Raw genomic sequence first — 24,860 nt, 5'->3', positions numbered from 1 at the left:
TGTATAACATTATACTGAACGGAGTGACGGAGGAGGAAAAGAAAGTGCTGCTTCAGGTGTCCGGGAAAGTGAATCAGAATATGAAGGATGCCCTGTGCAATCGAAGGAGGTACAATATGAGAAACGAAAACGAACTGATGGATTATGCCATAAAACAGGAAACAGTCTGCAGGAAAAATGACAGTATTTCAGATAAATTATTTGAGGAGTACGGGGTAAACCGGGGACTGCGTGACATGAATGGAAAGGGTGTGCTCACGGGGCTTACCACCATTTCCAAAATCGTATCTTTTCAGGATGTGAACGGAAAGAAGGAACCCTGTGACGGACAGCTGTGGTACCGTGGCTATAATGTGCAGAATCTTGTGAAACGAATGGGAGACGACGGGTTTGGCTTTGAAAAAACAGCTTACCTGCTGTTGTTTGGTGAAATGCCGGGAGAGGAAGAACTGAGAGAATTTTGCGGGATTATGGCCCGGTGCAGAACCCTTCCCACCAACTTTACCAGAGACGTCATCATGAAAGCTCCCACCAAGGATATTATGAATTCCATGACCAGGAGTATTCTGACGCTGGCGTCTTATGACAGCCAGATGGATTCTCCGGAAGTGATAAGCAACAGTCTGCGCCAGTGCATTGAGCTTATCAGTATTTTTCCCATGCTGGCTGTATATGGCTATCATGCCTACAACCATTACGAAAATGACGACAGCATGTACATACACCGGCCGGAGCCGGAGCTTTCCACAGCGGAAAATCTGCTGTTGATGCTGCGTCCCGATAAACAGTACAGCAGGCTGGAAGCCAAGGTACTGGATGTGGCGCTTCTTTTGCATATGGAACATGGAGGCGGAAACAACTCTACTTTTACCACAAGGGTAGTGACTTCTTCCGGTTCAGACACTTATTCTTCCATTGCGGCGGCCATGTCGTCCCTGAAGGGGCCCAAACATGGCGGGGCCAACATAAAAGTAATGGAAATGATGGAAAATATCCGGGGTCATATTCATGATGTGCATGACATGGATGAAATTGAAGCATATTTAAGTAAAATTCTGGAAGGAGAGGCCTTTGACGGCAAGGGTCTGATTTATGGAATGGGACATGCGGTGTATTCCCTGTCCGACCCAAGAGAACAGGTATTTAAGAAATATGTGGAGAAGCTGGCTGCAGCAAAGGCACGGGAGGAAGATATGCTGCTTTATAACAGCATTGAGGAACTGGCCCCAAGACTGATTGCAAAGAAACGTCATATTTTCAAGGGAGTAAGCCCGAATGTGGATTTTTACAGCGGGTTTGTATATGAGATGCTGGGGATTCCCAAAGAGCTGTATACGGCTATTTTTGCCATTGCCCGAATCGTGGGCTGGAGTGCTCATCGCATGGAAGAACTGATTGGAATGAATAAGATTATCCGTCCTGCCTACATGAGCGTTATGGAAGAAAAGGAATAGCCGGATATCTTTTGTTTCGGGAGTATGATAACAGACAGATACATAAAGACAGTCTGGCAGGAGGGGCGGAAAATCCATGAAACTGATGGGATGGAACTATGAGGGGAGAAAAATATCAGAAAAACTCCATCAGCAGATTCTGGAAATTACCGGGATTCTGAATGATTCAGAGCAGTCCGGCAGAAGAAGCTGGGGGTCTTTGCAGCGGTATATGGCAGAAGAACTGGGAACAAAGCCGGGCCAGATAAGAACCATCAAGCGGATGATGGAGGAATTCGGTATTCTGAAAAAGGGGGTTCTCAAATCTTCTGAAATTCCGGACAGAGAGCAGATTTACACGAAGAACGGGCGGATGCTGCTGGGATTGCTGGAAACGGAACAGCTTATGGGGCAGAAGCCCACGGAGGCTCATCTGGAGCAGATTCAGGAGCTGCGGGAGATTTACCGCCTGTATTATCAGAAAGAGCTGATTTCCTATACCTGTGAAAAAGGAATGCTGCATCCGTTAAAAGCCACGCTGAAAGCATTGAAAGCGTATGGATATCTGGATTACTGGGAATGGTATCTGCTCAATACCATTATCCGCAGAGATGACGACCTGCAGCAGGAGACAGAGCTTTTCCGTCTGATAGATGAATATCGGGCGGGAAAGTTATCTTTCCAGGACGGAGATGTGGTGGCAAATAAGCTGTCCCATATTTATGTATCCGGTAACTTTGCATATGCGGGATTTCTCCGGGAAGAAGGGAAGAACCTGAATTTGAAACTTACATTAAACGGAGAACTTCAGGAACTTGCAGATAAAATTACAGATGAGAGGTGAGCATGTGTCCCAGGAAGCGGAAAAAATGATTGATGCCCGGATTGACGCCAGACTGAGGAAGATTATGGAAGAAAGGAATCTGTATGAAGGGGCTGCACACAGCCCTCAACAGAAATCCGAAGAAAGAGCGGTTATGCCAGAACTGGCTTCCGGCGGGCTGCCAGCCCGGAAACCCAGGCAGCAGACGCTGCATCCTCTGAACCAGATTCTTTACGGGGCGCCGGGAACGGGCAAAACCTACAGTGCGGTGGAATATGCCCTTGCCATTCTGGAAAACAGAGCTGTTTCGGAAGCGCCGCTTACGAATCATGAACGGACTGTCCAAATGGAAACCTGGGAATCATACAGGGCTTCCGGTCAGATCGTTTTTACTACGTTTCATCAGAGCTACGGATATGAGGAATTTATTCAGGGTATCCGCCCTGGGACTTCCGGGGAGACAGTATCATTTCAGGTAGCAGACGGTATTTTCAAGAAGATGGCCGATGCTGCCCGGAAAGATATGGAGAACAGTTATGTGATTGTTATTGATGAGATTAACAGAGGAAATATTTCCAGAATTTTCGGAGAACTGATTACACTGCTGGAAGAAGATAAACGCTGGGGAGAACAGAACCAGCTTGCAGTTACGCTGCCGCTGGGAGAGTTATTTGCCATTCCGAACAATCTGTATGTGATTGGCACCATGAATTCGGCAGATAAATCCATTTCACTGATTGACGCCGCATTGCGCAGAAGATTTGATTTTGTGGAACTGGCTCCCAGGCCGGAACTGATTGGAGATGCCGTGCTCAGGGATGTGATGGTCAGACTGAACAGGTATCTGCGGCGGGAACTGCGGAGTACGGATTTGCTGGTGGGACATTCCTTTTTTATCGGAAAACGGGAAAAAGATCTGGGAAATATTATGAACCGGAATATAATCCCTCTGCTGTATGAGTATTTTTATGATGAGGAAGCAAAGGTAAAAAAGGCGCTGGAATGTATTTCAGACAGCAATTTTGAAACGGATGGTACAGGAAACCGGAGGGTTCGGGTAAAAGAGAAGGGCAGCCAATGACAAATGGTTTTGAATTTATGAAACTGAAAACAGAGCGCCTGCCAAAAGCCTGGCAGGAACCAGGGGCGCTGGCAGAGCTGGAGCAGTTTCTGCAGGAAAACTGGCGGCAGCGGGCTGTCTTTTACAGGGATGGGCAGGTGACCAGCCGGCAGCAGTTTATTGATTTTGATAAAAAAGACGGAATTAAACTTCAGAATTATATCGGCACCATTTTATTTCGAGGCGGGCAGCTCAATATTTTTCCTAAAATCTTTAAAGAAGATGAGGACGATTCTGATGGGGACAGGCTGATGCCGGACGATTTGATAAAGAATCTGGTTTACTGGCTTGGCTACTGTGACAGACTGCATTTTCCTTTTATCTCTGTAAAGAGTCAGCTGTCACATACGGAAAATCTTCTGGAACTGTTTATCACCGTTTATGTCCACTATGTAAAGGCGGCAGTGGACCGGCAGCGGTATTACCAGTATGAGGAAATTGCAGAAACCGGAACATTTATAAAAGGAAGAATTAATTTTAATAATTATGCCGGGAATTATGCTGCCGGACAGCCTCATCATCTGAATTATACATATTCTGGATTTGTATTTGACAATCAGATGAACCGGATTGTAAAGTGTACCTGCCAGCTCCTGCTGAATCTGACCGGTCAGGACGGGACGAAACAGATTCTGCAGAATATTCTTATGAAACTGGGGGATGTGACCAGCCAGGTCTGCCGGCCTGGTGACTGCGATGGAGTGCACCTGAATCTTCTTCACTCCCATTACCGGATCATTCTGAGTATGAGCAAAATGTTCCTGCTGAATCAGTCTGCTTCCTGCCAGACTGGGGTGGCAGATACCTTTTGCTTTCTGTTTCCGGCGGAACTGCTGTTTGAAGGATTTCTGAGCGGTTTTATAAAGGAAATGTTTCAGGGAACAGCGCAGGTGAGAACCCAGACCGGGGATCAGTACCTGGCCAGCCTGGTGGTGGACGGGGAAAATCTGGGAGATATTTTCCGGCTGCGGGAAGATATTCTGATTGAATCTGACCGGGGAATTGTGGTGCTGGATGCAAAATACAAGGAAATTGACCGGTTCCGGAAGGTGAAGGAGAACCGGAAATTAAAGGTGAGCGATAATGATATAAAACAGATGGCCGTCTATGCCGCAAAACGAGGTGCCAGGAAACTGTATCTGCTCTATCCCCTTCATCGTGATGAGGAGCCGGAAACCATGGAGGTGCGTTTTGATATTCACCTGGGAACGGACAAAGATTCGTCCTGCATTCCGCTGGAAATATTGAAAGTGCCTTTTGCCTTCGGGGAGAATGAAGGAGAAACCAGGGAACTGCTGCGGGGGATTCTGTGGCGAGTGCTGGAATGATTGATGTTCATATCTTTTTTTATCGCTGTTGCGGCTGGTGTAGCTTGCCACTGCATCATTAAATGGTTAGACGGCGATGACAGGAGCAACAAATAACCTGCTGGGTGCTTTGCCAGTATAAAAGTAAAGAAGAATCCCTAAACCGTACTGCCATACAGTTTAGGGATTCGTTCTTTTGTCAACGTGGACTTTTCATTTCTTTTTGCCTGTTGGCATTATAGCATATGCAAAAATGTTTTTCAATATGCTTCTATGCAAAAATTTTATCCTTAATACCCGGCCATTCAAAGCAGAGAAAATTTTGCAGGAGGGTTCCATTATAAAAAGTTCCGACAACTGCATATGGGTAAAAATAATTTAAAATCCTGTCCGGAATAATTTCTCTTTACCAGACAGGATTTTTTTTGTACAATAGAAGGGCAGCTGATGCGGTTTTAACCGTTATCTGTAAAATTCACAGAAAGGAAACAGAGATATGAAAAAGATCATTTGTCACAAAAGAAAAATATTCCGCAGAACCGGAGTTTGCTTAATACTGGCCATGGTTCTGCTGGCAGTAACCGGATGTGGAAATCAGGATATACGAAAAGACAGCCCTTCACAGGAAAGTGCGTCCGGGCAGGGGCAGGATGGACAGTCCCCAGACAGCCAGCAGAAAGACGGAGAGTTATCAGACAGCCAGCAGAAGAATGAAGAGTTGCCAGAAAGTAAACAGAAAGAGAAACAGTCATCAGACAACAGCCAGCCGCCGGCAGATCAGCAGACAGCAGGACAGACAGCTCAGAACGGAAATCAGACAGGAACGGTAAATCAGCCGAAGCTCAGTCAGGAGGAAGCCAGGGAGGCAGCCCTGGAACATGCCGGGGTGACCGGGGAGGAAGCTGTGATTATCAAAGAAGAACTGGACTATGACGATGGTGTAACAGAGTACGAAATTGAATTTGTGGCCGGCGGTATCAGATACGAATATGAAATCAGTGCTGAGGATGGGGCAGTACTTAGCAGTTCTCAGGAGCCGGTGGAACAGCTTTCGGAAAATCTCCAGGGACAGGGAATTATTTCTGTGGAAGAAGCAAAAGAGGCCCTGTTAAAACATGGGGGATTCACCCCGGAGCAGGTGACTTATACAAAAGTCGAGATGGAGCAGGACGACGGCGTGACAGAGTATGAGATTGAATTTTATGCAGGAGGAAAAGAATACAGCGGTAAGGTAAACGCATCTACAGGCGCCATAATGGAGTATGAGATGGAATAGGACAGTATACAAAAGGAAAATGTTTCTGTCAGGAGGAGAGGGAAATGACAAAAGAAAAACTGGCGCTTGAATTTATAGAACGTTTGAGGCAGGAGTATCCGGACGCAGGTTGTACCCTGGATTATAATCAGGCATGGAAACTGCTGGTCAGCGTTCGCCTGGCGGCTCAGTGCACGGATGCCAGAGTAAATGTGGTGGTACAGGATCTTTATGCAAAATATCCGGATATCGCATCGCTGGCAGAAGCGCCGGTGGAAGACATCGAGGCGATTGTCAGGCCATGCGGGCTGGGACGAAGCAAAGCCAGGGATATCAGCGGCTGTATGAAAATGATTCAGGAGAACTACGAAGGAAAAGTTCCTGATGATTTCCAGGAACTGCTGAAACTGCCCGGTGTGGGAAGAAAAAGCGCCAATCTGATTATGGGAGACGTGTTTGGGAAACCTGCCATTGTTACAGATACCCACTGTATCCGTCTGGTAAACCGTATGGGACTGGTGGATAATATCAAAGAACCTGAAAAAGTGGAGATGGCCCTGTGGAAGCTGATACCGCCGGAGGAAGGCAGCGGCTTCTGCCACAGACTGGTGTATCATGGCAGAGATGTGTGTACTGCGCGGACCAGTCCCCGCTGTGAAGCATGTTGTGTCAGTGACCTGTGCGCCCGAAATGGTGTATAAACAGAGAAAGTGAGGAAATACAGATGGCAGTAATCAGACCTTTTTGTGCAATCAGACCAGCCAGGGAAAAAGCAGCCGAAATAGCGGCACTTCCCTATGATGTGTACAATCGGAGAGAAGCGAAAGAGGAAGTGTTGAAACATCCGGAAAGTTTTCTGAAAATAGACCGGGCAGAAACTCAGCTTGCGGATACCGTAGATACTTACGATTCCCAGGTATACCGGAAAGCCCACGATACTCTGTGGGAGATGGTAAAAAACGGTTCCTTTGTAACAGAAGAAAAAAGATGTTATTATATATACGAGCTGACCATGAACGGCAGGAGCCAGACCGGAATTGCAGCCTGTGCTTCCATTGACGACTACGAAAAAGGCGTGATAAAAAAGCATGAAAATACCAGAGCGGAAAAGGAAAAGGACAGAATTAATCATGTGAGTATCTGCAATGCCCAGACCGGGCCGATTTTTCTGGCTTACCGCTCCAGTCCAATGATAAATGAAGTGGTGGAGAAAGTAAAAAAAGAAGAGGCACTCTATGATTTCACAGCGGAAGACGGAATCCGTCATCAGGTATGGGTGATTTCCCAGGAGAACCAGATTGAAACGGTGGAAAAAGCCTTTGCAGGAATCGGAGAAATCTATATTGCGGACGGACATCACCGGGCTGCTTCGGCAGTGCGGGTAGGGCAGATGCGTAGAAAAGAGCATCCCGGCTATACCGGAGAAGAAGAATTCAACTATTTTCTGTCGGTGCTGTTTCCCGACGAACAGCTTATGATTATGGACTATAACCGTGTGGTGAAGGATTTGAACGGGCTGACAGAAGAAGCATTTCTGGAAAAAGTATCAGAAATTTTTCAGGTAGAAAAAACGGATGCGGCAGGAGCAAAGCCAGAGCAGAAGGGCAGATTTTCCATGTATCTGAAGGGCGCCTGGTATCGGTGCGCCATGAAGCCGGAAGATATTCCGGACGATCCGGTGGAAGGGCTGGATGTGTCGGTACTGCAGAACCGTCTTCTGGCTCCTGTTCTTGGGATTAAAGACCCGAAAACTGACAATCGGATTGACTTTGTGGGAGGAATCCGTGGACTGGAAGGGCTGGAAGAGCGGTGCAAAACAGACTGTGTGGCAGCTTTTGCCATGTTTCCCACTTCCATTCAGGAGCTGTTTGCAGTGGCAGACGCAGGGCTTTTGATGCCCCCCAAATCCACCTGGTTTGAACCGAAACTGCGCAGCGGCCTGTTCATTCATGCTATTGGGAATCCAAACACCTGACAGAGACGTGAAATGGCTTCTTCCATGTGTTCCGGGGAAATGGCGGAATAGTTCATAATAAAAGTGTGTTCCACAGAGGGACATTCCTGTGCATAATACCGGGACAGAGAAGCCATGCCCAGCCCCAGTGATTTTGCCCGTTGGAGAATGATTTCATCGGGAACAGAGGTATCGACATACATCAGAAAATGCAGCCCTGCGTCTTCTTCCGTAATGGTAATATGGGGGGAGAGGGGGCTGTTTTTTAAACCTTTCAAAAGTAAATCCCGCTGACCGTGGTAAAAATTCCGCATACGATTAATGTGCCGCTCAAAATGTCCGTCCTGCAGAAAACGGGTCAGGGTGTACTGTTCAAAATTAGATACCGTACAGGAATAAAATCCCATGGTTCTGCGGAAACGCTCCATCAGATGATGGGGCAGTACCATGTAGCTGATTCGGACAGTGGAGGCCAGAGCCCTGGTAAAGGTGTTCATATAAATGACTTTTTCCATCACATCTATACTCTGGAGGGAAGGAATGGGCTTTCCCATAAAACGAAATTCGCAGTCATAATCATCTTCAATAATATACCGGGAGTCAGAACCGGAAGCCCAGCCCAGCAGCTCATATCTGCGGCCCACAGGGGTTACAATTCCCGTGGGAAAATGGTGGGAAGGAGAAATATGTACAATATCTGCTCTCAGTTCTTCCAGATTGTGAATACAGATTCCCTGGCGGTCCATGGGAATGTGGCGGCAGGTGACCTGGTTGCTTTTGTAGATGGCAGAAATTTTCTGATAGCCGGGCTCTTCCACTCCATAGATTTTTTCACGGCCCAGCAGCTGAATCAGCAGGCCGTAAAGGTATTCCGTGCCGGCTCCCACAATAATCTGTTCCGGCTGCACAGACATGCCGCGAAAATCTTTCAGATGGGCGGCTATGGCCTGCCGCAGAGGAAAAATACCGCCGCCGGGGGGATTTTTCATCAGTTCAGAACTTAAGCTGCCGATAACCTCCCGAAGCAGCTTTGCCCATATGGAAAAGGGAAAAGTGTCCGGATGGGTCTGGCTGCTGGTAAAATCCGCAAAATAAACATCTTCCGGCTGTTCCGGCACGGGTTCCCGGACAGGGAGCTGAGGTGCGGAAACCGGGCCCGCAGAAATATCTGCAGCATAATACCCTTTTTTGGGAATGGAATAAATATAGCCCTCTGCCAGAAGCTGGGCGTAAGCATTTTCAATGGTGATGGTGCTGACATTCAGATGTCCGGCAAAACTCCGTTTTGAGGGGAGACGGTCATTGGGGGCCAGGACTCCGTTCAGAATATCATTTTTAATACATTTATACAAATATTCGTACAGGCTGTCCGGGCCAATATCAGAAAAAGAATAGGTAAGCATATGAGGAAGCCTCCAGTCTGGCTGTTTTAAAACTCTTATAAATCAGTTTTTCAGTATTGCCAATATTATAATGAACAAAAGAGGATTTGTAAATAACTTGATAGAAAAGTTAATGAAATGGTATAATGTGGACAGATATTATACCGCTTAAAAGGGCACAGGTTTCCATATTTTATTACGAAGTGATTATGGAATGAATAATTTTATACAAAAATCAGGAGATAAAATGGCAAAAACACGAGCAGACAGAAAAAATTACAAGTGTGCATTTCAGAAACATGCCCATACTTATGATAACTGGAAAAATGGAAGTGATATCAGTCGCAGGCTTCTTTTGTGTTATTGTGTTGAGTGCGGGTTAAAATGCAAGATTATGCAGGATAATAATATTTACAGAACGTCACAGGCAGATACAGACCTGGAGAAAGTTCTTGGGACGCATGATTTCAGATTATTGCTTAAAGCAGTAAAACATGCTAAAGTTTATCAGTTCAAAGAGTTTAAAACAGAATATAATGAAGTTGTGACAGCGGAAAATTTTCATCAGGTTTGCAGGTATTGCATAGAGCAAAAAAAGGGAGAAACAGATTCTTTAAATGAATTTGAAAAAATATTGAAAGCTATTGCAGAGTGGTTGAAAGAGGAGATTTGATTTTATGAGATTTTTTACATGGAAGGATATTGAACGTTACTGTCTGAAGAAACGAAACCAGTGGGAAGGCTCCATAGATTCTATAGAAGTTTATCCGGATGAAATGATAGTATATGCAAAAGAGGATGTGAGTGACAGTCAGATTTTGGACATACTTGGCGATATTTTTCCAGGGAATATTAATTCTGCTGACAGCATCATAAACCTTGACAGAGAGGGAGAATATCTCCATATTTCTTTCGAAAGGGAGTATGACGTATGGAAAAAGATGACGAAACCTTTATTTGAGAAAGTGATTTACAGTGAGTCGGCTTATCCTTCCGGTGCATTGAAAGAACTGGCATGTCCTGTTGTGGCATTTCATTCTTATAAGGGTGGTGTTGGACGTACCCTTTCCCTGCTTGCATTTGCAGGAGCATGGACAAATGTGCATAAAAATGATGAAAAAAACAGGCTGCTTATTATAGATTCAGACCTGGAGGCTCCCGGACTGACCTGGATACAGGGAGGAGGAAACGAAGATGATTTCAGCTATCTGGATTTGCTGACATTGATTCAGGATATGGATAATATGGAAAGTGTGGTGGAAACAGCAGTACAGGAACTGGGAAGTCTGACTGTCTCCATTGAAACAGACCAGCAGGAAGTGGAACATATATTTTTGCCAACATTCCGGTATGATGAGCAGCTGTTTGATTTGTATGCTACTCCAGGGTCTGTTATAAGAGGAAAGAACAAAGCATATGTTCTGGCAGAAATAATATCCCATATAGCCTGTCGTCTCTGCGCTTCTGCAGTGCTTGTTGACCTGAGAGCCGGAATCAGTGAGTATTCAGCCCCATTGCTTTTTGATCCGAGGGTTAAAAAATATTTTGTAACATCTACTTCTTATCAGTCTGTGACAGGTACAAAAAAGCTCCTTGAGTATCTTGCAAAAGGACTGGAAATAACAGAAGCTGCAAACCTGCCGACAGTTTTATTAAACATGGTGCCTCCTGAACTGAATCCGGTGGAGAAGGAGGAAATTATCGGTGAGCTTATCAGCTGCTTTAAGACAGAAACGCATAATGAGCAGCTGTTGGATAATCTGGTAATTGAACTTCCCTTTGCAAGTGAACTGATTCATTTAACGAAACTTTCACAGATTCTGGAACGTCTGAAACCCAGGGATATGTATCGTATCATGGAAACTATTGTCCGGCAGTATTATGGCGTGGAAAGCACGAAGCAAAATAATTTTGGAGAAAAGCAGCGTGAAATAATACTGGATGAAATTTATCATTTTGCAGACAGGCAAATTACTGCGGAGGCGAATGGAGCTGCCGGGATGCTGCTGACAAAATCTGTAAAGAATTTATGTACCAGATATCAGACTCATATTCCGGCTGTGGTCATCAGAGGTGCCAAAGGTTCCGGTAAAACTTTTCTCTATCGACAGCTGGCAGAAAAAAAACAGTGGTTTGCGTTTTGTGACAATATTAATGAAAAAAATGTCAGAAGAAAAGGAGGACATATCCTGCCTGTACTGGCATCAAAAAATATCGGACAATTGAATGAAGTATTACAGGAATGTATTCGTGAATTTAATACAAATCTTTCTTTTGCGGAAGTGCCGGAATCGTTATATGTGGATAATTCCGGTAAAATCAAATTGCAGAGTGGACATAATACGGAATGGCTGACGTTCTGGGAACAGATGATTGCCGGTTCTGTGAATAAAAGATACCATTCTTTCGAACGGATAAATAAAGAACTTGAAAAACAGGGAGAAAAAATAGTATTTTTGATAGATGGTCTGGAAGATATTCTGCGCAATGTTTCTTCGGATGCCATACAACAGGAGGCAGTTCAGGTTCTGTGTCAGGATATTGTCAGTTTATTGTCAGTCAAATATAAAAACATGGGGATTATTATATTTTTACGCAGCGATATGGCTCAAAATGCAATTACTGTAAACTACGAACAGTTTAAACAATCTCAGGGAGATGTGGAACTGAAATGGTCTTCTGACGAGGCTTTAAAACTGACAGTATGGCTGGTGGGACAGGCTGCAGGTGATTTTTACGAAGGGTCTGTTCCAGTGGAAAATGCCACACGGGATGTAATAGACAGACATCTGGAAAAACTCTGGGGATTGAAATTGGGGAAAAATGATTCCAACGAAGCATATTCTTCAAGGTGGATTCTGGCAGCATTGTCTGATTTTAATGGTCAGCTGCAGGCAAGGGATATGATTCGTTTTTTGAAAAATGCAGCGCGGTCGGCTGTAAGAAATCCGTCTTATGAGGACCGCATACTGATGCCGGCAGAAATACGCAAGGGCGTGTCAATCTGTTCAGAAGAAAAAATTGAAGAAATTAAAACAGAGTATGAAACGTTGAAACCTATATTGGAAAAACTGAAAAATTTAACGCAGGAAAAGAAAATTCTGCCTTTAAATCCTGGAGAGAATCTTCTCACTCCTATGGAGGAAAAATTAATGATTCAGGCGGGATATCTGACAAGAGACGGAGAAAAGCTGTATTTGCCTGAAATTGTAAGACATGCACTGGGTTTCAGATATGAAAGAGGTGCAAGACCAAAAGTTCTGTCTCTGCTTTTAAAACACTAAAGTAATCCACATCCCGCCTGCACCACAGCATCTTTTTCTGAAATTCCGCCAGACTCCGACAGAATTCGTTGCAGAACTGTGGTATAACAGTTTTTATATGAAATGGCACGGAAACATAAGATATGTTGGAGGAAACTATGGACTTAAAAGATTTTTTACGACAGGAGGATTTTATTGTAAAATGCCAGTGGGGCATCAGCCTGATGAATGCCAGACTGCAGATGATAAATGCGGAACTCAGTATGCGCTGCGGCAGGAAAGTGATACACAGCTATTCCAGCAGGATTAAATCCTATGACAGCATTGCCGCAAAACTGCGGAAAAAGGGGCTGCCGGAAACGGTGCGCTCCATGGAGGAGCATGTCAGCGACGTGGTGGGAGTACGGGCGGTCTGCACCTATACGGACGATTTGTACCGGATTGGGGAAATGCTCTGCGCTCAGCGGGATATGCGCCTGTTAAAGAAAAAAGATTACATTCGTAACCCCAAAAAGAGCGGATACCGCAGTCTCCATCTGATCTTTCAGGTACCTGTGTCCTTTCAGGAAGAGGTACGATGGATTCGGATTGAGGTACAGCTTCGGACCGGAGCCATGGACTACTGGGCGGGACTTGATTACCAGCTTCAGTATAAAAAAGAAAACCGGGAGGCGAAAAATATCAGCCGTGAACTGAAAGAATATGCCAATGCCATAGAGCAGATTGACAGTAAAGTGCTGGAGCTGCGGAAGCGGATTGAAGCCATTTAAAGACAAAAAAGGACAAAATTATACAAAAAAGCACAATTATATGGATTTGTTGCTTGAAACCTGTGGTCTGAGCAGTTATAATCAAAAAAGAAATGTAAAAATATTTATAAAATATTTACAAATATTGGAAAGTATGGAGGAAGCACAGGTGAAAGAGAACACAGTACCAAAAAGAAAGGCAGCCTTTGGAATCAGAGAAAAGATTTTGGCTATTGCATTTGTTCCTCTGATTTCGCTTGCGGTAATAGCTTCAGTTTTTTCTGCAATGACATTAAAAAAAGGAATGGAAGACGAGGCTGTCAAACGTCTGGAAGATGTGGCCGACGGACTGAAACATTCCCTGCGGGCGGTGGATCAGGGGGATTTCAGGTCTGAAGGCGGAGAACTGTATAAAGGAGAGCATAATATTTCGGCAGATCTTGAGGTGCTGGATTCTTTCAGCGCCAATTCCAATATTGATATTACACTGTTCTGGGGAGATACCCGTACCGTAACCACCCTGATAGATGAGAGCACCGGAGAACGTATGGCAGGAACTCAGGCGGCAGAGCATGTGGTGCAGGCAGTGCTGGAGGGAGGAAATGGCTTTACGGACAATGACATTATGATTAATGGAACGCCGTATTTCTGCTGTTACATACCCCTGGAAAATAATGACGGAAGCATAGCAGGCATGATTTTTACCGGAGAGCCCAGCAGCGATATTGAAGATTACATTAATCAAAAGGTACTGCAGATCATTACGGTAGCAGTTGTGATTATTCTGCTGAGCAGTGTGGTAATCATATATTTTTCCCGTACACTTGCGGGAGCTTTCAAAGAAGAAGAAAAGATTATTGAGCAGCTTGCAAAAGGGAACCTGAATGTGCATGTGGATGAGAAATTTCTGGGACGGAAAGATGAACTTGGACATACTGCCAATGCGCTGCAGGAACTGATCCACAACCTTTCCGGCATCCTCAATCACATTCGGCAGTCCTCCAGTGAGCTTCTTGAGTCCGGCAATTCTCTGGATGAAATGGCAGAACGTGTCAATGCCAATGCGTCAGAGATTGGGAAAGCAGTGGAAGAAATTTCCATGGGTGCAGTCTCCCAGGCAGAAGAAATTGAGACTGCTTCCGGTCAGATCATGGATATGGGCCATGTAATTGAAAATATTGTGGAAGATGTGGACAAGCTCAATGTTACCTCCCGTGCCATGAAAGAAGCAGGAGATACTTCTGCGGAAATTATGCAGCATCTGGCGGCGTCCACAGAACGGACCATTGGAGCTATCAGAAAAATCGGCCTTCAGGTTTACGCAACCAACGAATCTGCTCAGAAAATCCGGGAGGCAGTGGACATTATAGCCTCCATTGCCAGCCAGACCTCTTTGCTGTCTCTGAATGCAAGCATCGAGGCTGCCAGAGCAGGAGAATTTGGAAAGGGCTTTGCAGTGGTGGCTTCCGAAATTCAGAAACTGGCAGACGAATCCAGTAATTCCGCTCAGACTATCACGGATGTTATCAATGCTCTGCTGACAGAATCGGAAATGACGGTGGAAATCATGAAACAGGTGGAATCCATTATTACGGATCAGAGAGAGAAGCTGAAAGCCACTCAGAACCATTTTGAAAATGTAACCACAGGTATCAACAGTTCCAGAGAAGACACTTCCATGATTGAAAAGCGGACCCATGTGTGCGATTCCTCCAGAAAAACCGTGGTGGATGTAATCAGCAATCTTTCCGCCCTGTCTCAGGAAAATGCTGCTTCCGCACAGGAAACCACAGCTTCCATGGAAGAACTTAACGCAACTATTAATCTTCTGGCAGATGCGGCCAACAGCCTGAAAGGCCTGTCCGGCCAGATGGAAGAAGAAATGAAATTCTTTAAATTTTAAAATCAGGGTTTCAGAAAGTTTTTTTCAATCAGATCAGAACCGGAATAGAAAGACCAGGCTCCGGAAATAATATGAAGGAAGCGGAACTTTCCCTTCAAAAATGTTACACCGGAGGAAACAGGATGAAACCTGAGAAAAAAAGGAGCCGTTCCGTAAAATCGGAGACGACGTACTCCATTACGGACATGAACGGCAAAAAGGAATGGGGACATTACAGCTATCTGAACACCAACGGTGAAACAGACAGCCCCCGCATCTTTTCTTTTCTGGATGCCAACGGCAGGACCGGAAGAAAAAGCCTTCTGTATTCTCTGCTTCATATGAACGGAATGCTGAAAGGCCAGCGTCAGTAAAATTTCATTGTACCAGGCCCGCCCTCTGGCGGGCTCCATAGCTGCTCTTACTGAGGAAGCGAAAACTTTCCCGGTAAAAATCCGGCCTGCTCGGCAGAGATGTTGAGCAGGCCGGTCTGGCATAATGCCTGGGAAGAGAGGGTCTCCTGTCGAAATCATGTAATTTCCGGACACCGGCTGTTCCTTTCGGCTGATTTATGAGCACCGGAGAGGATGAACTGTAACAGAGGATTAGCTTCTGTAATAGATTTCACGGGAACCATGGATGCTTTCCCCTACAGAATCGTGAATCCATTTGACCGCACCCTCCAGATCCCTGCGCATCAGATAAGACCACAGGGTGTAATTATTCTGATACAGGGTGTCAATTCCATAAAGGGAACAGAATCGTTCCCAGAGGGTAAGCACCGGGATGCGGAAAGAATGGAAAATCAGAGGAATCAGAGTATTTTTGGATAAAAAAGCAAGTTCGTGCTGGAATTCAAAAGCGGCTCTGGCGGCTTCGCTGTCAGCAGCGGCTTTTTTTATGGCTTCCACTTTTTCGTGAAGAAGTTCCAGATCCTCGTCTGTCACGTGTTTCAGAAAAAGCTGAACAGCAAAACAGTCCAGGCCGATACGGATTTCCAGAATGGAGCGGATTTCTTCATCACGCAGATGCCCTCCGTTGTAGTTCATAATGGAAATCAGAGTTTCCAGTGTTCCGGCCCGGCGGTAATCAGCCACAAAAGCGCCCACTCTTGGCCTGATAATCACAAAGCCCTTCCGTTCCAGTTCTGCAAGGCCGCCGTTTACCACAGCACGGCTTACCTGCATGGACTGAGCAAGCTGGCGTTCTGTGGGAAGTTTTTCTCCGGTTTTCAGTTTACCGGACAGTATCAAATGCTCTAACTGCTGTACAAACAGTTCGTGGAGCGAGGGCGCACAAAGTTTCTGAAATTCCATAAAACACCTCCTGTAATCTGGTAGAACCATATACCAATAAATGCATTAACATTATTATATTGTAAGTTCTGTCTAAAATCAAGTGGGAAATTCGTGAAAAATGGCGAAAAATTACGGGTTTGTTGACTTATTATGTGGGGAATGTTAAAATTATATCAAAGTGCAGCAAGTGAAAAAATCTGGTTCAACCAGAAACCGGAAGGAGAAGGAGGAGAAGTAAATGAGTGAATTCAGAGTTTTGGAGATTAAGCAGAGCGTTTTTGAAGATAATGACAGGGATGCGGAAGCACTGCGGCAGGATTTGAAACGGGAAAAAACATTTCTGCTGAATCTGATGTCGTCTCCCGGCGCCGGGAAAACCACCACCCTGACCCGCACCATAGAGTCTCTGAAAGATGAGATGAAGATTGGCGTGATGGAAGCAGACATTGATTCTGACGTGGACGCCCACACCATTTCAAAGACAGGAGCCAAAGTAATCCAGCTTCATACAGGAGGCATGTGCCATCTGGACGCAGATATGACACGTCAGGGCATCAAAGGCCTTGGTACGGAAGAAATAGACCTGGCCATTCTGGAAAATGTGGGCAATCTGGTGTGCCCGGCGGAGTTTGACACGGGAGCTTCCAGAAACGCCATGATCTTAAGCGTGCCGGAGGGAGATGACAAGCCCCTGAAATATCCCCTGATGTTCAGTATCTGTGATGTGCTGTTAATCAACAAGATTGATGTGCTGGAATATTTCGACTTTGACCTGGAAGCATGCAAAGAGCGGGCAAAAAAATTAAATCCAAATATAAAAATCATACCTGTTTCTGCCAGAACAGGGGAAGGAATAGAAGAATGGGCCGACTGGCTCCGTACGGAAGTAAAGAAATGGAGGAACGAATAGAATGAAAGATTTGACAAGGATGTATTTTCCGGACTGGTATAAATGTGAATACAAACAGAAAGTGCTGGATCTGGCCAATCATATCGGAAGAAAGAAGCCGGGATCCAAAGGCGCTTACCAGTGGGATGATCCGGAATATGTAATCCTGGAAGCCGGCGTGGATGACGATATGGCGGAAGTGGGCATGGGCCTTGGAATCAGCGAGAAACGCTCGGTTGCTCAGATTGCCGGCATCGTGAAAAAGCCGGAAGATTACTGTTTTGAACAGTTAAAAAAGCTGGCCGTTTACGGAGTCTGTTTCTGGAATACAGTAGATGGAGAAGAAGTGTTCTGGGCGGAGACCTGGATTCCCGGAACCATGGAAATGATTGTAAATAATTCAGAAAACTGTAAGAAATATCCCATTATCGGATATGCCATGGAGGCCTATGGACGCGTGAGAGGGCCCAAAAGTTCCGGCAGTTTTCCGGTAGGGGTGGGCCTCATGCGCGTGATTCCCATAGAGACAGCCATCGAGGGAAATACTCGCCGGGCTTCTTATGAAGAAGTGTCAAAGTATCTGAATGAAAATGATATTTTCACGGTGACAGACTGTTCCTGCCGGACAGACCGGGAGCTGATGGGAGAAGGCTGCGGCCATCTGAAAGAAGATATGTGTATTCAGATGGGCCATGCGGCAGAATACTACATTAAGACAGGAAGAGGACGCCAGATTACCAGAGAGGAAGCCTTTGAGATTATCCGCAAGGCAGAGGAAAACGGGCTGATGCATCAGATTCCCAATATTGACGGTTCCGGAAAAACCCATGCCATCTGCAACTGCTGCGGCTGCGGCTGCCTTTCTCTGCGTACCGCGGAAATGTTCAAAAATAACGATATGGTACGCTCCAATTATGTGGCAAGAGTGAATAAGGATAATTGTGTGGCCTGCGGCCAGTGCGTGGAAAACTGCCCGGTCAACGCCCTGAAACTGGGCCAGAAACTGTGTTCCTCCCAGCCGGTGACAGAAGACATTACCACCAAAGAAACACCGCGGGATACCAAATGGACGGAAGACAAGTGGAATCCTGATTACCGGATTAACCGGGAAGACGTGGTGGATACCGGAACAGCGCCCTGTAAAACCAACTGTCCGGCCCATATCGGCGTACAGGGATACATAAAACTGGCTTCTCAGGGAAGATATAAAGAGGCCCTTGAGCTGATCAAACATGAAAATCCTCTGCCGGCAGTCTGCGGACGTATCTGTAACCGCCGCTGTGAGGACGCATGTACCCGCGGAGATGTGGACGAACCCATTGCCATTGATGAGATCAAAAAATTTATTGCCCAGCAGGAGCTGGATAAAGACAGGCGGTTCCTGCCCACAAAACGTCACGATTACAGCGATAAGAAAATTGCCATCGTGGGTGCCGGGCCTGCCGGATTATCCTGTGCTTATTATCTGGCGCTGGACGGTTACACTATCACAGTTTTTGAGAAAGAACAGAAGCTGGGCGGTATGCTCACCATGGGAATTCCCGCGTTCCGTCTGGAAAAAGATGTGGTGGCGGCAGAAATCGAGATTATCCAGGAAATGGGCGTGGAATTCAGAACCGGAGTGGAAGTGGGCAAAGACGTCACACTGGATGAACTGCGCAGCCAGGGATACAAGGCATTTTATCTGGCGCCGGGTGCCCAGGGCGGCCGAAAAGTGGGCATTGAGGGCGAAGACGCCCAGGGCGTGCTGTCCGGAATTGAATTTCTGAGAAATCTGAATCAGGACGAGACCAGAAGAGTCAGCGGAAAAGTAGTGGTAGCAGGCGGCGGAAATGTGGCCATTGACGTAAGCCGTACTGCAGTGCGTGCCGGAGCGGAAACCGTGCAGCAGTTCTGTCTGGAAAGCCGTCAGGAAATGCCTGCAGCCGAAGAAGAAATTATTGAGGCGGAAGAAGAGCATATTGTTATTCAGAATGGCTGGGGACCCAAACGGATTCTGGTGGAAAACGGAAAAGTAAAAGGCGTTGAATTTAAGAAATGCATTTCTGTTTTTGATGAAAATCACAGATTCAGCCCAAAATACGATGAAAATGATGTAATGACCGTGGAGGCGGATTATGTGCTTCTTTCTGTGGGACAGTCCATTCAGTGGGGCGGACTGCTGGAAGGCTCCAAAGCAGAGATAAAGGCAAATGGCGCCATTATTGCAGATGATTTTACCTATCAGACCGGGCAGGAAGATATTTTTGCAGGAGGAGACGCATATACCGGGCCTAGGTTTGCCATTGACGCCATTGCAGCAGGAAAACAGGGAGCCATTTCCATTCACCGTTTCGTACAGAATGGCCAGAGCCTTGTATATGGCCGGGATCGCCGGATTTACAAAGAACTGAATAAAGAAGCGGCAGTGATTGAAGATTTTGACAATACACCCCGTCAGCGTCCGAACACCATCCGTTCTGAGAAGAAAGCAGAGGAGAGTTTCCGGGATCTGAGAGGAACCTTTACCGAAGAACAGATGCGCAGGGAAACAGAACGCTGCCTTGGCTGCGGCGCCACCGTTGTGGATGAATATATGTGCGTGGGCTGCGGACAGTGTACCACCAAATGCAAGTTTGACGCCATTCACCTGGAACGTGTTTATGACGGTGAAGGAGTGAAATTCCTGGACATGAAACCGGTAGTGGTAAAACAGATGGTGAAACGCCAGGGTAAGATTGCCGCCAAAAAGGTGAAAAGCCTGTTCGGAGGAAAAAATTAAGAAGTTCTCAAAATTTTAATAAGTTATTAAATTATCCTTTAATAAACAGAAAGCAGGTGGAAGACAGTGCATGAACTGGGCGTGGTAATGCAGGTAGTGGACGTGGTGGAGAAATTTGCCAGAGAAAACCAGGTGGAAAAAATTGATACGGTGGTGCTCCAGATTGGAGAACTTTCCTCCATGATTCCAAAGTATGTGGAGGAAGTATATCCGGCTGCTGCGGACGGAACCATGCTGGAAGGAAGCCGGCTGCGGGTGGAAATCATGCCTGCCAACGGACGCTGCAACCAGTGCGGCACGGTGTTCCCCCTGGTGGAACATGAGGGAGAATGTCCTCAGTGTAAGAGCGGCGACTGCGATATGCTCAGCGGCCGGGAATTTTATATTAAGGAAATTGTGTGTTATTGAAAAAAGCTGCCGCTTCAACGATGAAAAATCGTAAGCGGCAGTTTTTTTAAGACTGAGGCACCGGACGTCCCCGGCGGGCTTTTCCCTTTGGTTCGGGAGCGCCTTTTGGATTTTCTTTCCGGTCATATGCCTCGTGGGTCTGGGCCAGAGGTCCTTTTTGCCTGTCACGTTCCCGCACCAGGTAAAGGGGACGCTTTTTATTTTCCAGATAATCTCTGGAAAGGTACTCTCCCAGAATGAATATCATCATCATCTGCAGGCTGCTGAGGAAGATGACAAGGAGTGAGATCCCATACAGGCTTCCCATGCTGTGATGGAACATTGTCTGCTGAACCAGTGCCAGAATCCCCATACAGCAGGAAATCAGGAACAGAACCATTCCAAGGAGGCCGGGCAGCTTCAAAGGCGCGGTGGAAAAGGAGAGAATTCCGTCAAAAGCATAGGAAAACAGGCTTTTCAGATTCCACTTGGAGGTTCCGGCCGCCCGTTCCACATTCTGGAATTCCAGCCATTTCGTTTCAAATCCCACAAAGGAGAAAATACCTTTGGTATAGCGGTTGTATTCTTTCATCTGAAGAATGGCGTCCACCATGGTGCGGTTCATCATGCGGAAATCTCCGGCTCCGTCGCTCATATCCATATGGGTCATTTTCTGTATGACTTTGTAAAAGCTGCGGGAAAGAAGGCCCCGGATGGCGCCGTCTCCTTCCCGGCCCATGCGTTTTCCGGCGCAGCAGTCATACCCTTCCTGACTTAAGGCCTGGTACATGGGAGCCAGGAGTGCGGGCGGATGCTGCAAATCCGCATCCATGATTACGCAGTAATCGCCGGAGGACTGTTCCAGTCCCGCATACATGGCTGCTTCTTTTCCAAAATTCCGGGAAAAGGAGAAATAGTGGCAATGATTATCCCGATAACAGAGGAGCCGCAGAATATCCAGGGTGTGGTCCTTGCTTCCATCATCAATAAAAATAAATTCATAGTCCAGATCTGGTATGGCGGCGACGCATTTCAGTGTTTCCTGATAAAAAAGGGCAGCCACCTCTTCTTCGTTGTAACAGGGGACAATAATACTCAGCTTATTCATGAATTTCCTCTCCTTTCTGTGATACGGGGCGGGCATTCAGATATCCGGCGGATTTTCGGAAAATCTGGCATTTACAGATAACATAGTTGGCAATTACCGTGACAAAACTCACCGCAAGTTTGGACAGTATGGGGTGGAACTGGCAGTGTTGGATAAAAAGTGTCAGCAGCAGATTTTCTGTGAGAAGGGTCAGAAATCGGAGAGACACAAAAGAGACCAGTTCTTTTCCGATCTGATTCTCAGAATGGAACACGAAAATCCGGTTGGTTACATAGGCAAAGGATACAGCAAAGATCCATGCAATGGTGTTGGCGGTCAGATAATCTGCTTTAAAATGCAACAGGGTCAGATAGACCACATAATTAATCAGGGTGGTGGCTCCGCCTGTCAGCAGATAACTGAACATTTCCGAAAGAGAATTTCCGGAGGCAGAGACAGGCAGCTGGCGGTTGCTTTTCAAACTAAAATACTTTTTCATCATAACTCCTCTTTTCTTTTATATTTATATTCCAGCAGTATGCCGGTAAAAAACAGAAACAACGATATCAGACTGATGGCAGCAGCGGCCGTTTTTCCTGGCGGTACATAGGAAATGACAATCTCGTGGGTTCCGGCAGTCAGGGGGAATCCCACAAATCCTTCGTTGACAGACTGCAGGGAAACCGGTGTCCCGTCCACCCAGGCCTTATATCCCTGACGGAACGGGAAAGAGGTTACGAAAAAACCGTCTTTCTCACAGGTAGCAGTACCCTGAAACAGAGAATTTCCTGTTGTTTTTTCAGAATCGGCAGGCAATATGCCAGGATTGCCCCAAGCGGCAGTATCCATAATCCAGAACTGCAGGTCTGACAGCTGATACGTTCCCGGACTCAGGGTAATATCCAGTGAATCCAGTGTCTGACTGGAAGAAATCAGATAAGTGAACACATGGTTCTGGTTGGGATAAGGAGCGTTTTTGCCGGAAAGTTTATTCCGTGTGCCGTTGATATCCACGGTTACTTCCCTGCCTCCAGGTGATTCCACCCCAAAAGAACAGATTAAAATCCTGTCTTTGAAGGGTTTCTTCAGAGGGAGTGAAATTTTTGTTTCCTGTTTCAGAGACAGGGAAAGTACAGAATTGTCTTCCTGCTGCCAGGAGGCAGCCGAATCCTCAAATAAATCCGGCAGTTTTTTTTCTGTCAGGTGGTTCAGGGAAACCGGAGTAATCCGGGAAGTCTTCCGGAAGTTTTCAGCAGTAGCGCCCTCATTCACGGAGCCTGATGTCTCTCCCGGAGAAATATCTGCAATGGTATATCTGGTCAGAGCCTCCAGCGTGTAAGGAAATTCCAGTTTGTCAAATTCTTCCTGAGCCATTCGACAGGTGCTGGTATAGGCCACGGGAAGTACCTGACTGTTTTCCGCAATAATGGTATGGCCTTTTTGGGCAATGGGTTCATATCCCCAGGGGATATGGGAATCCGCAGTCTGGATATACCGAATCCCCATCAGATAAGAGAAAAAGGGATTGGCGTCTGTCATCAGTGCCACCCGGTTGCGGACCCGGATGGGATTTCTCATAATATTGTAATAGAAATCTGCATAATTGCTGTCTGTTACAGAGGAATACATGGTGGTGCGCCCCATGCCCTGCAGAGGAAGCACATTTACATTGGCGTAAGGCTCTGTGAGACAGTCGAAACGATAATTTTCCTCAGGCTGAAGTTCTTCCAGTTCCTCCTGTGAAAAAACAGCCTGCCGGGTGTCTGAGAGAGAGATAAATTTATCCTGCTGTCCCACTGTTACAGACACAGCCGCCGGAACCAGACAAAGGAGCAGATGAAAAGGAAGTAATTTCCGGTATGATCCGGGGAGCATGATTTCTGTCCGGTCCGGAGTGTGGTTTTTCGGATGTCCGCCGCCCCAGAGACCTTTTGCCAGATGGATTACAGCAAAGACCAGGGCTGTCAGGATGACGTCTGCCAGAGCCTCCTTAGGAAGTTCGAAAAGGGATACCGGTATCAGGCAGAGCAGGCCGCAGATCAGACTGTGGCGTTCTTTCCCGGTGAACAGAAGCTCCAGTGTGCGGGCACATAACAGCAGCAGCAGCGGAACCAGCGGAATCAGCACCTTATAGCGGATATACAGCAGGCCGCTCAGTAAATAAGGACAGATATTCAGGGTCAGACAGGCCAGCAGTATCAGAGCCATAATCCGTGTGCTTTTCCGCCGGATGCTTAACAGCAGCGTATAAAGGCAGAGAATGGTCAGCCCGCATCCATAGGGGCGGTAAAGCAGTGACTCCATGGAAAAATTCACGGAACACAGTTCAGATAAGGCAGGGGGAGTGCCGGCGTCCTTTTTGGTGGAAAGCAGATCCAGCCCCGTAGGCAGCAGCAGAAGGGCCCCGATTCCAATGGAAATTCCAATGGAAAAAAACAGTCTCAGCCAGTATTTTGCCCGTCTGGGTTTCTGAGTTCCCTCTGTTTCAGTATACAGCCGGAACAGAAACCAGAGGCCTGTTACCGCCAGAACCGCGGGAGCGAAATAGTAACTGTGCAGATAAACCATGACCAGAGAAATTACAAGCAGCCCGTGCTTTTCCTGCTCCACCAGCCGATCCACACCCAGCAGGGCAAGGAGCAGAAAAGGCATATAATTTACAAACATGATCTGGTGATGAGCATGGTAAAAACATGTGGCACAGGAATAAAGAATTCCGCCCAGAAATCCGAAAAAGGGAATGGCCAGATGTTTTTTCAGCCAGTAATAACAGAGCACACTGCCTGCCATCAGTTCCAGAACTGCGTAGCCGGAAAGAATCCGGCCCATGGAAACATCAGGCAGCAGGAAGGAAATCAGCACATCCGGCCGAAGCAGGCCATAATAGGAAAAATCGTAAATGTTGCTGCCGGCGCCGGCCGGGGTAAGATTCGGCAGAATCTGTCCGGTTTCATGGAAAATGGTCCGGAACTGTTCCGCTACAGCCAGGTGCTGGCTGAACCAGTCTCCCGCAGAGCCGAAAAGCGCGTTTTCCGGCAAAATAAGCAGTACGCAGCCAAGGGTAAATATAAGTAAAAGAAAGGGATAAAAATAAGTACGGTAATTAATTCTGTTCATAATATCCTCCCGATAAATTACAACGAGTCAGTACCAGATCCGACTGCAAGGAAAAGTATAAAAGTAAAATCTTAAAAAATCATCAAAGAAAATCTTAAAGATTCTTAAGAATTCCTAAAAGAAACATGGGGTGTGATATAATCTGCGTAAAGA

20 protein-coding genes are annotated in these 24,860 nt (G+C 46.4%); 15 read left to right on the top strand and 5 right to left on the bottom strand.

What is annotated here, in order from left to right:
- The first annotated feature begins 116 nt into the window (after positions 1-116).
- The 7 genes from C805_RS0106585 to C805_RS21935 all read left to right on the top strand — a co-directional run bounded on the left by C805_RS0106585 (position 117) and on the right by C805_RS21935 (position 7,913).
- Positions 117-1,454, top strand: a complete 1,338-nt coding sequence (locus tag C805_RS0106585; RefSeq protein ID WP_031201673.1) for a citrate/2-methylcitrate synthase — start codon at positions 117-119, stop codon at positions 1,452-1,454.
- Positions 1,455-1,530: 76 nt separating this feature from the next.
- Positions 1,531-2,277 (top strand): hypothetical protein, encoded by a 747-nt coding sequence (locus C805_RS21955; protein ID WP_016216224.1) that lies wholly within the window; start codon positions 1,531-1,533, stop codon positions 2,275-2,277.
- Positions 2,249-3,337 (top strand): McrB family protein, encoded by a 1,089-nt coding sequence (locus C805_RS0106580; RefSeq protein ID WP_155957667.1) that lies wholly within the window; start codon positions 2,249-2,251, stop codon positions 3,335-3,337. The genes C805_RS21955 and C805_RS0106580 overlap by 29 nt, the downstream gene beginning before the upstream one ends.
- Positions 3,334-4,704, top strand: a complete 1,371-nt coding sequence (locus C805_RS21950; protein ID WP_016216222.1) for an McrC family protein — start codon at positions 3,334-3,336, stop codon at positions 4,702-4,704. The genes C805_RS0106580 and C805_RS21950 overlap by 4 nt, the downstream gene beginning before the upstream one ends.
- A 475-nt stretch (positions 4,705-5,179) precedes the next feature.
- Positions 5,180-5,959: a PepSY domain-containing protein gene (locus tag C805_RS21945; protein ID WP_016216221.1), complete on the top strand. Its 780-nt coding sequence runs from the start codon at positions 5,180-5,182 to the stop codon at positions 5,957-5,959.
- 44 nt (positions 5,960-6,003) lie between these two features.
- A complete protein-coding gene (gene nth / locus C805_RS21940) occupies positions 6,004-6,639 on the top strand; it encodes an endonuclease III domain-containing protein (protein ID WP_016216220.1) in 636 nt (211 codons plus the stop codon).
- A gap of 23 nt (positions 6,640-6,662) precedes the next feature.
- The gene (locus C805_RS21935) at positions 6,663-7,913 is read left to right on the top strand and encodes a DUF1015 domain-containing protein (RefSeq protein ID WP_016216219.1); all 1,251 of its coding nucleotides are present in this window, start codon (positions 6,663-6,665) and stop codon (positions 7,911-7,913) included.
- On the opposite strand, the gene C805_RS21930 is transcribed toward C805_RS21935, so the two are convergent.
- Positions 7,886-9,295, bottom strand: a complete 1,410-nt coding sequence (locus tag C805_RS21930; protein ID WP_016216218.1) for a MocR-like pyridoxine biosynthesis transcription factor PdxR — start codon at positions 9,293-9,295, stop codon at positions 7,886-7,888. The two genes, C805_RS21935 and C805_RS21930, sit on opposite strands and share 28 nt — an antisense overlap.
- 193 nt (positions 9,296-9,488) lie before the next feature.
- Between C805_RS21930 and C805_RS21925 the strand changes: the two genes are divergently transcribed.
- The 5 genes from C805_RS21925 (at position 9,489) to C805_RS21905 (ending at position 15,542) form a co-directional block, all read left to right on the top strand.
- The gene (locus C805_RS21925) at positions 9,489-9,947 is read left to right on the top strand and encodes a hypothetical protein (protein ID WP_155957666.1); all 459 of its coding nucleotides are present in this window, start codon (positions 9,489-9,491) and stop codon (positions 9,945-9,947) included.
- A 4-nt stretch (positions 9,948-9,951) separates the two neighbouring features.
- Positions 9,952-12,558, top strand: a complete 2,607-nt coding sequence (locus tag C805_RS21920; RefSeq protein WP_016216216.1) for a KGGVGR-motif variant AAA ATPase — start codon at positions 9,952-9,954, stop codon at positions 12,556-12,558.
- Positions 12,559-12,695: 137 nt separating this feature from the next.
- Positions 12,696-13,307: a GTP pyrophosphokinase gene (locus C805_RS21915; RefSeq protein ID WP_016216215.1), complete on the top strand. Its 612-nt coding sequence runs from the start codon at positions 12,696-12,698 to the stop codon at positions 13,305-13,307.
- Positions 13,308-13,455: 148 nt separating this feature from the next.
- Positions 13,456-15,189 (top strand): methyl-accepting chemotaxis protein, encoded by a 1,734-nt coding sequence (locus tag C805_RS21910; protein WP_196811095.1) that lies wholly within the window; start codon positions 13,456-13,458, stop codon positions 15,187-15,189.
- A 122-nt stretch (positions 15,190-15,311) separates the two neighbouring features.
- The gene (locus tag C805_RS21905) at positions 15,312-15,542 is read left to right on the top strand and encodes a hypothetical protein (protein ID WP_016216213.1); all 231 of its coding nucleotides are present in this window, start codon (positions 15,312-15,314) and stop codon (positions 15,540-15,542) included.
- A gap of 231 nt (positions 15,543-15,773) precedes the next feature.
- On the opposite strand, the gene C805_RS21900 is transcribed toward C805_RS21905, so the two are convergent.
- On the bottom strand, positions 15,774-16,484 hold the full coding sequence (locus C805_RS21900; protein ID WP_016216212.1) for a FadR/GntR family transcriptional regulator: 711 nt from the start codon (positions 16,482-16,484) through the stop codon (positions 15,774-15,776).
- Positions 16,485-16,704: 220 nt separating this feature from the next.
- Here C805_RS21900 and hypB point away from each other — a divergent pair, with 220 nt between their 5' ends.
- The 3 genes from hypB (at position 16,705) to C805_RS21885 (ending at position 20,524) form a co-directional block, all read left to right on the top strand.
- On the top strand, positions 16,705-17,376 hold the full coding sequence (gene hypB / locus C805_RS21895) for a hydrogenase nickel incorporation protein HypB (protein ID WP_016216211.1): 672 nt from the start codon (positions 16,705-16,707) through the stop codon (positions 17,374-17,376).
- Between the two features lies 1 nt (position 17,377).
- Positions 17,378-20,116 (top strand): FAD-dependent oxidoreductase, encoded by a 2,739-nt coding sequence (locus C805_RS21890; protein WP_016216210.1) that lies wholly within the window; start codon positions 17,378-17,380, stop codon positions 20,114-20,116.
- Positions 20,117-20,182: 66 nt separating this feature from the next.
- Entirely contained in the window at positions 20,183-20,524 is a 342-nt protein-coding gene (locus C805_RS21885) for a hydrogenase maturation nickel metallochaperone HypA/HybF (protein ID WP_016216209.1), read from the top strand.
- Positions 20,525-20,570: 46 nt separating this feature from the next.
- Here the strand turns inward: C805_RS21885 and C805_RS21880 are convergent, their stop codons facing one another.
- Genes C805_RS21880 through C805_RS21875 form a run of 3 tightly spaced genes read right to left on the bottom strand, consistent with a single transcriptional unit; the run spans position 20,571 to position 24,707 of the window.
- Positions 20,571-21,611: a glycosyltransferase family 2 protein gene (locus tag C805_RS21880; RefSeq protein WP_016216208.1), complete on the bottom strand. Its 1,041-nt coding sequence runs from the start codon at positions 21,609-21,611 to the stop codon at positions 20,571-20,573.
- On the bottom strand, positions 21,604-22,092 hold the full coding sequence (locus tag C805_RS0106565; RefSeq protein ID WP_242832708.1) for a GtrA family protein: 489 nt from the start codon (positions 22,090-22,092) through the stop codon (positions 21,604-21,606). The genes C805_RS21880 and C805_RS0106565 overlap by 8 nt, the downstream gene beginning before the upstream one ends.
- A complete protein-coding gene (locus C805_RS21875; RefSeq protein WP_016216206.1) occupies positions 22,089-24,707 on the bottom strand; it encodes a YfhO family protein in 2,619 nt (872 codons plus the stop codon). Before C805_RS21875 ends, C805_RS0106565 begins: the two co-directional genes overlap by 4 nt.
- Between the last annotated feature and the right edge of the window lie 153 nt (positions 24,708-24,860).

The organism is Eubacterium sp. 14-2, from assembly GCF_000403845.2.
Classification (GTDB): Bacteria; Bacillota; Clostridia; order Lachnospirales; family Lachnospiraceae; genus Petralouisia.
The sequence above is the reverse complement of the archived record's forward strand: the minus strand, read 5'-3'. Positions and strand labels throughout refer to the sequence as shown.

What these genes read in the sequence shown, in the direction of transcription:
- C805_RS0106585 (WP_031201673.1), top strand. Translation starts at nt 117, where the DNA reads ATGAGAAACGAAAACGAACTGATGGATTATGCCATAAAACAGGAAACA.
- C805_RS21955 (WP_016216224.1), top strand. Translation starts at nt 1,531, where the DNA reads ATGAAACTGATGGGATGGAACTATGAGGGGAGAAAAATATCAGAAAAA.
- C805_RS21950 (WP_016216222.1), top strand. Translation starts at nt 3,334, where the DNA reads ATGACAAATGGTTTTGAATTTATGAAACTGAAAACAGAGCGCCTGCCA.
- C805_RS21945 (WP_016216221.1), top strand. Translation starts at nt 5,180, where the DNA reads ATGAAAAAGATCATTTGTCACAAAAGAAAAATATTCCGCAGAACCGGA.
- nth (WP_016216220.1), top strand. Translation starts at nt 6,004, where the DNA reads ATGACAAAAGAAAAACTGGCGCTTGAATTTATAGAACGTTTGAGGCAG.
- C805_RS21935 (WP_016216219.1), top strand. Translation starts at nt 6,663, where the DNA reads ATGGCAGTAATCAGACCTTTTTGTGCAATCAGACCAGCCAGGGAAAAA.
- C805_RS21930 (WP_016216218.1), bottom strand. Translation starts at nt 9,295, where the DNA reads ATGCTTACCTATTCTTTTTCTGATATTGGCCCGGACAGCCTGTACGAA.
- C805_RS21925 (WP_155957666.1), top strand. Translation starts at nt 9,489, where the DNA reads ATGAATAATTTTATACAAAAATCAGGAGATAAAATGGCAAAAACACGA.
- C805_RS21920 (WP_016216216.1), top strand. Translation starts at nt 9,952, where the DNA reads ATGAGATTTTTTACATGGAAGGATATTGAACGTTACTGTCTGAAGAAA.
- C805_RS21915 (WP_016216215.1), top strand. Translation starts at nt 12,696, where the DNA reads ATGGACTTAAAAGATTTTTTACGACAGGAGGATTTTATTGTAAAATGC.
- C805_RS21905 (WP_016216213.1), top strand. Translation starts at nt 15,312, where the DNA reads ATGAAACCTGAGAAAAAAAGGAGCCGTTCCGTAAAATCGGAGACGACG.
- C805_RS21900 (WP_016216212.1), bottom strand. Translation starts at nt 16,484, where the DNA reads ATGGAATTTCAGAAACTTTGTGCGCCCTCGCTCCACGAACTGTTTGTA.
- hypB (WP_016216211.1), top strand. Translation starts at nt 16,705, where the DNA reads ATGAGTGAATTCAGAGTTTTGGAGATTAAGCAGAGCGTTTTTGAAGAT.
- C805_RS21890 (WP_016216210.1), top strand. Translation starts at nt 17,378, where the DNA reads ATGAAAGATTTGACAAGGATGTATTTTCCGGACTGGTATAAATGTGAA.
- C805_RS21880 (WP_016216208.1), bottom strand. Translation starts at nt 21,611, where the DNA reads ATGAATAAGCTGAGTATTATTGTCCCCTGTTACAACGAAGAAGAGGTG.
- C805_RS0106565 (WP_242832708.1), bottom strand. Translation starts at nt 22,092, where the DNA reads ATGATGAAAAAGTATTTTAGTTTGAAAAGCAACCGCCAGCTGCCTGTC.
- C805_RS21875 (WP_016216206.1), bottom strand. Translation starts at nt 24,707, where the DNA reads ATGAACAGAATTAATTACCGTACTTATTTTTATCCCTTTCTTTTACTT.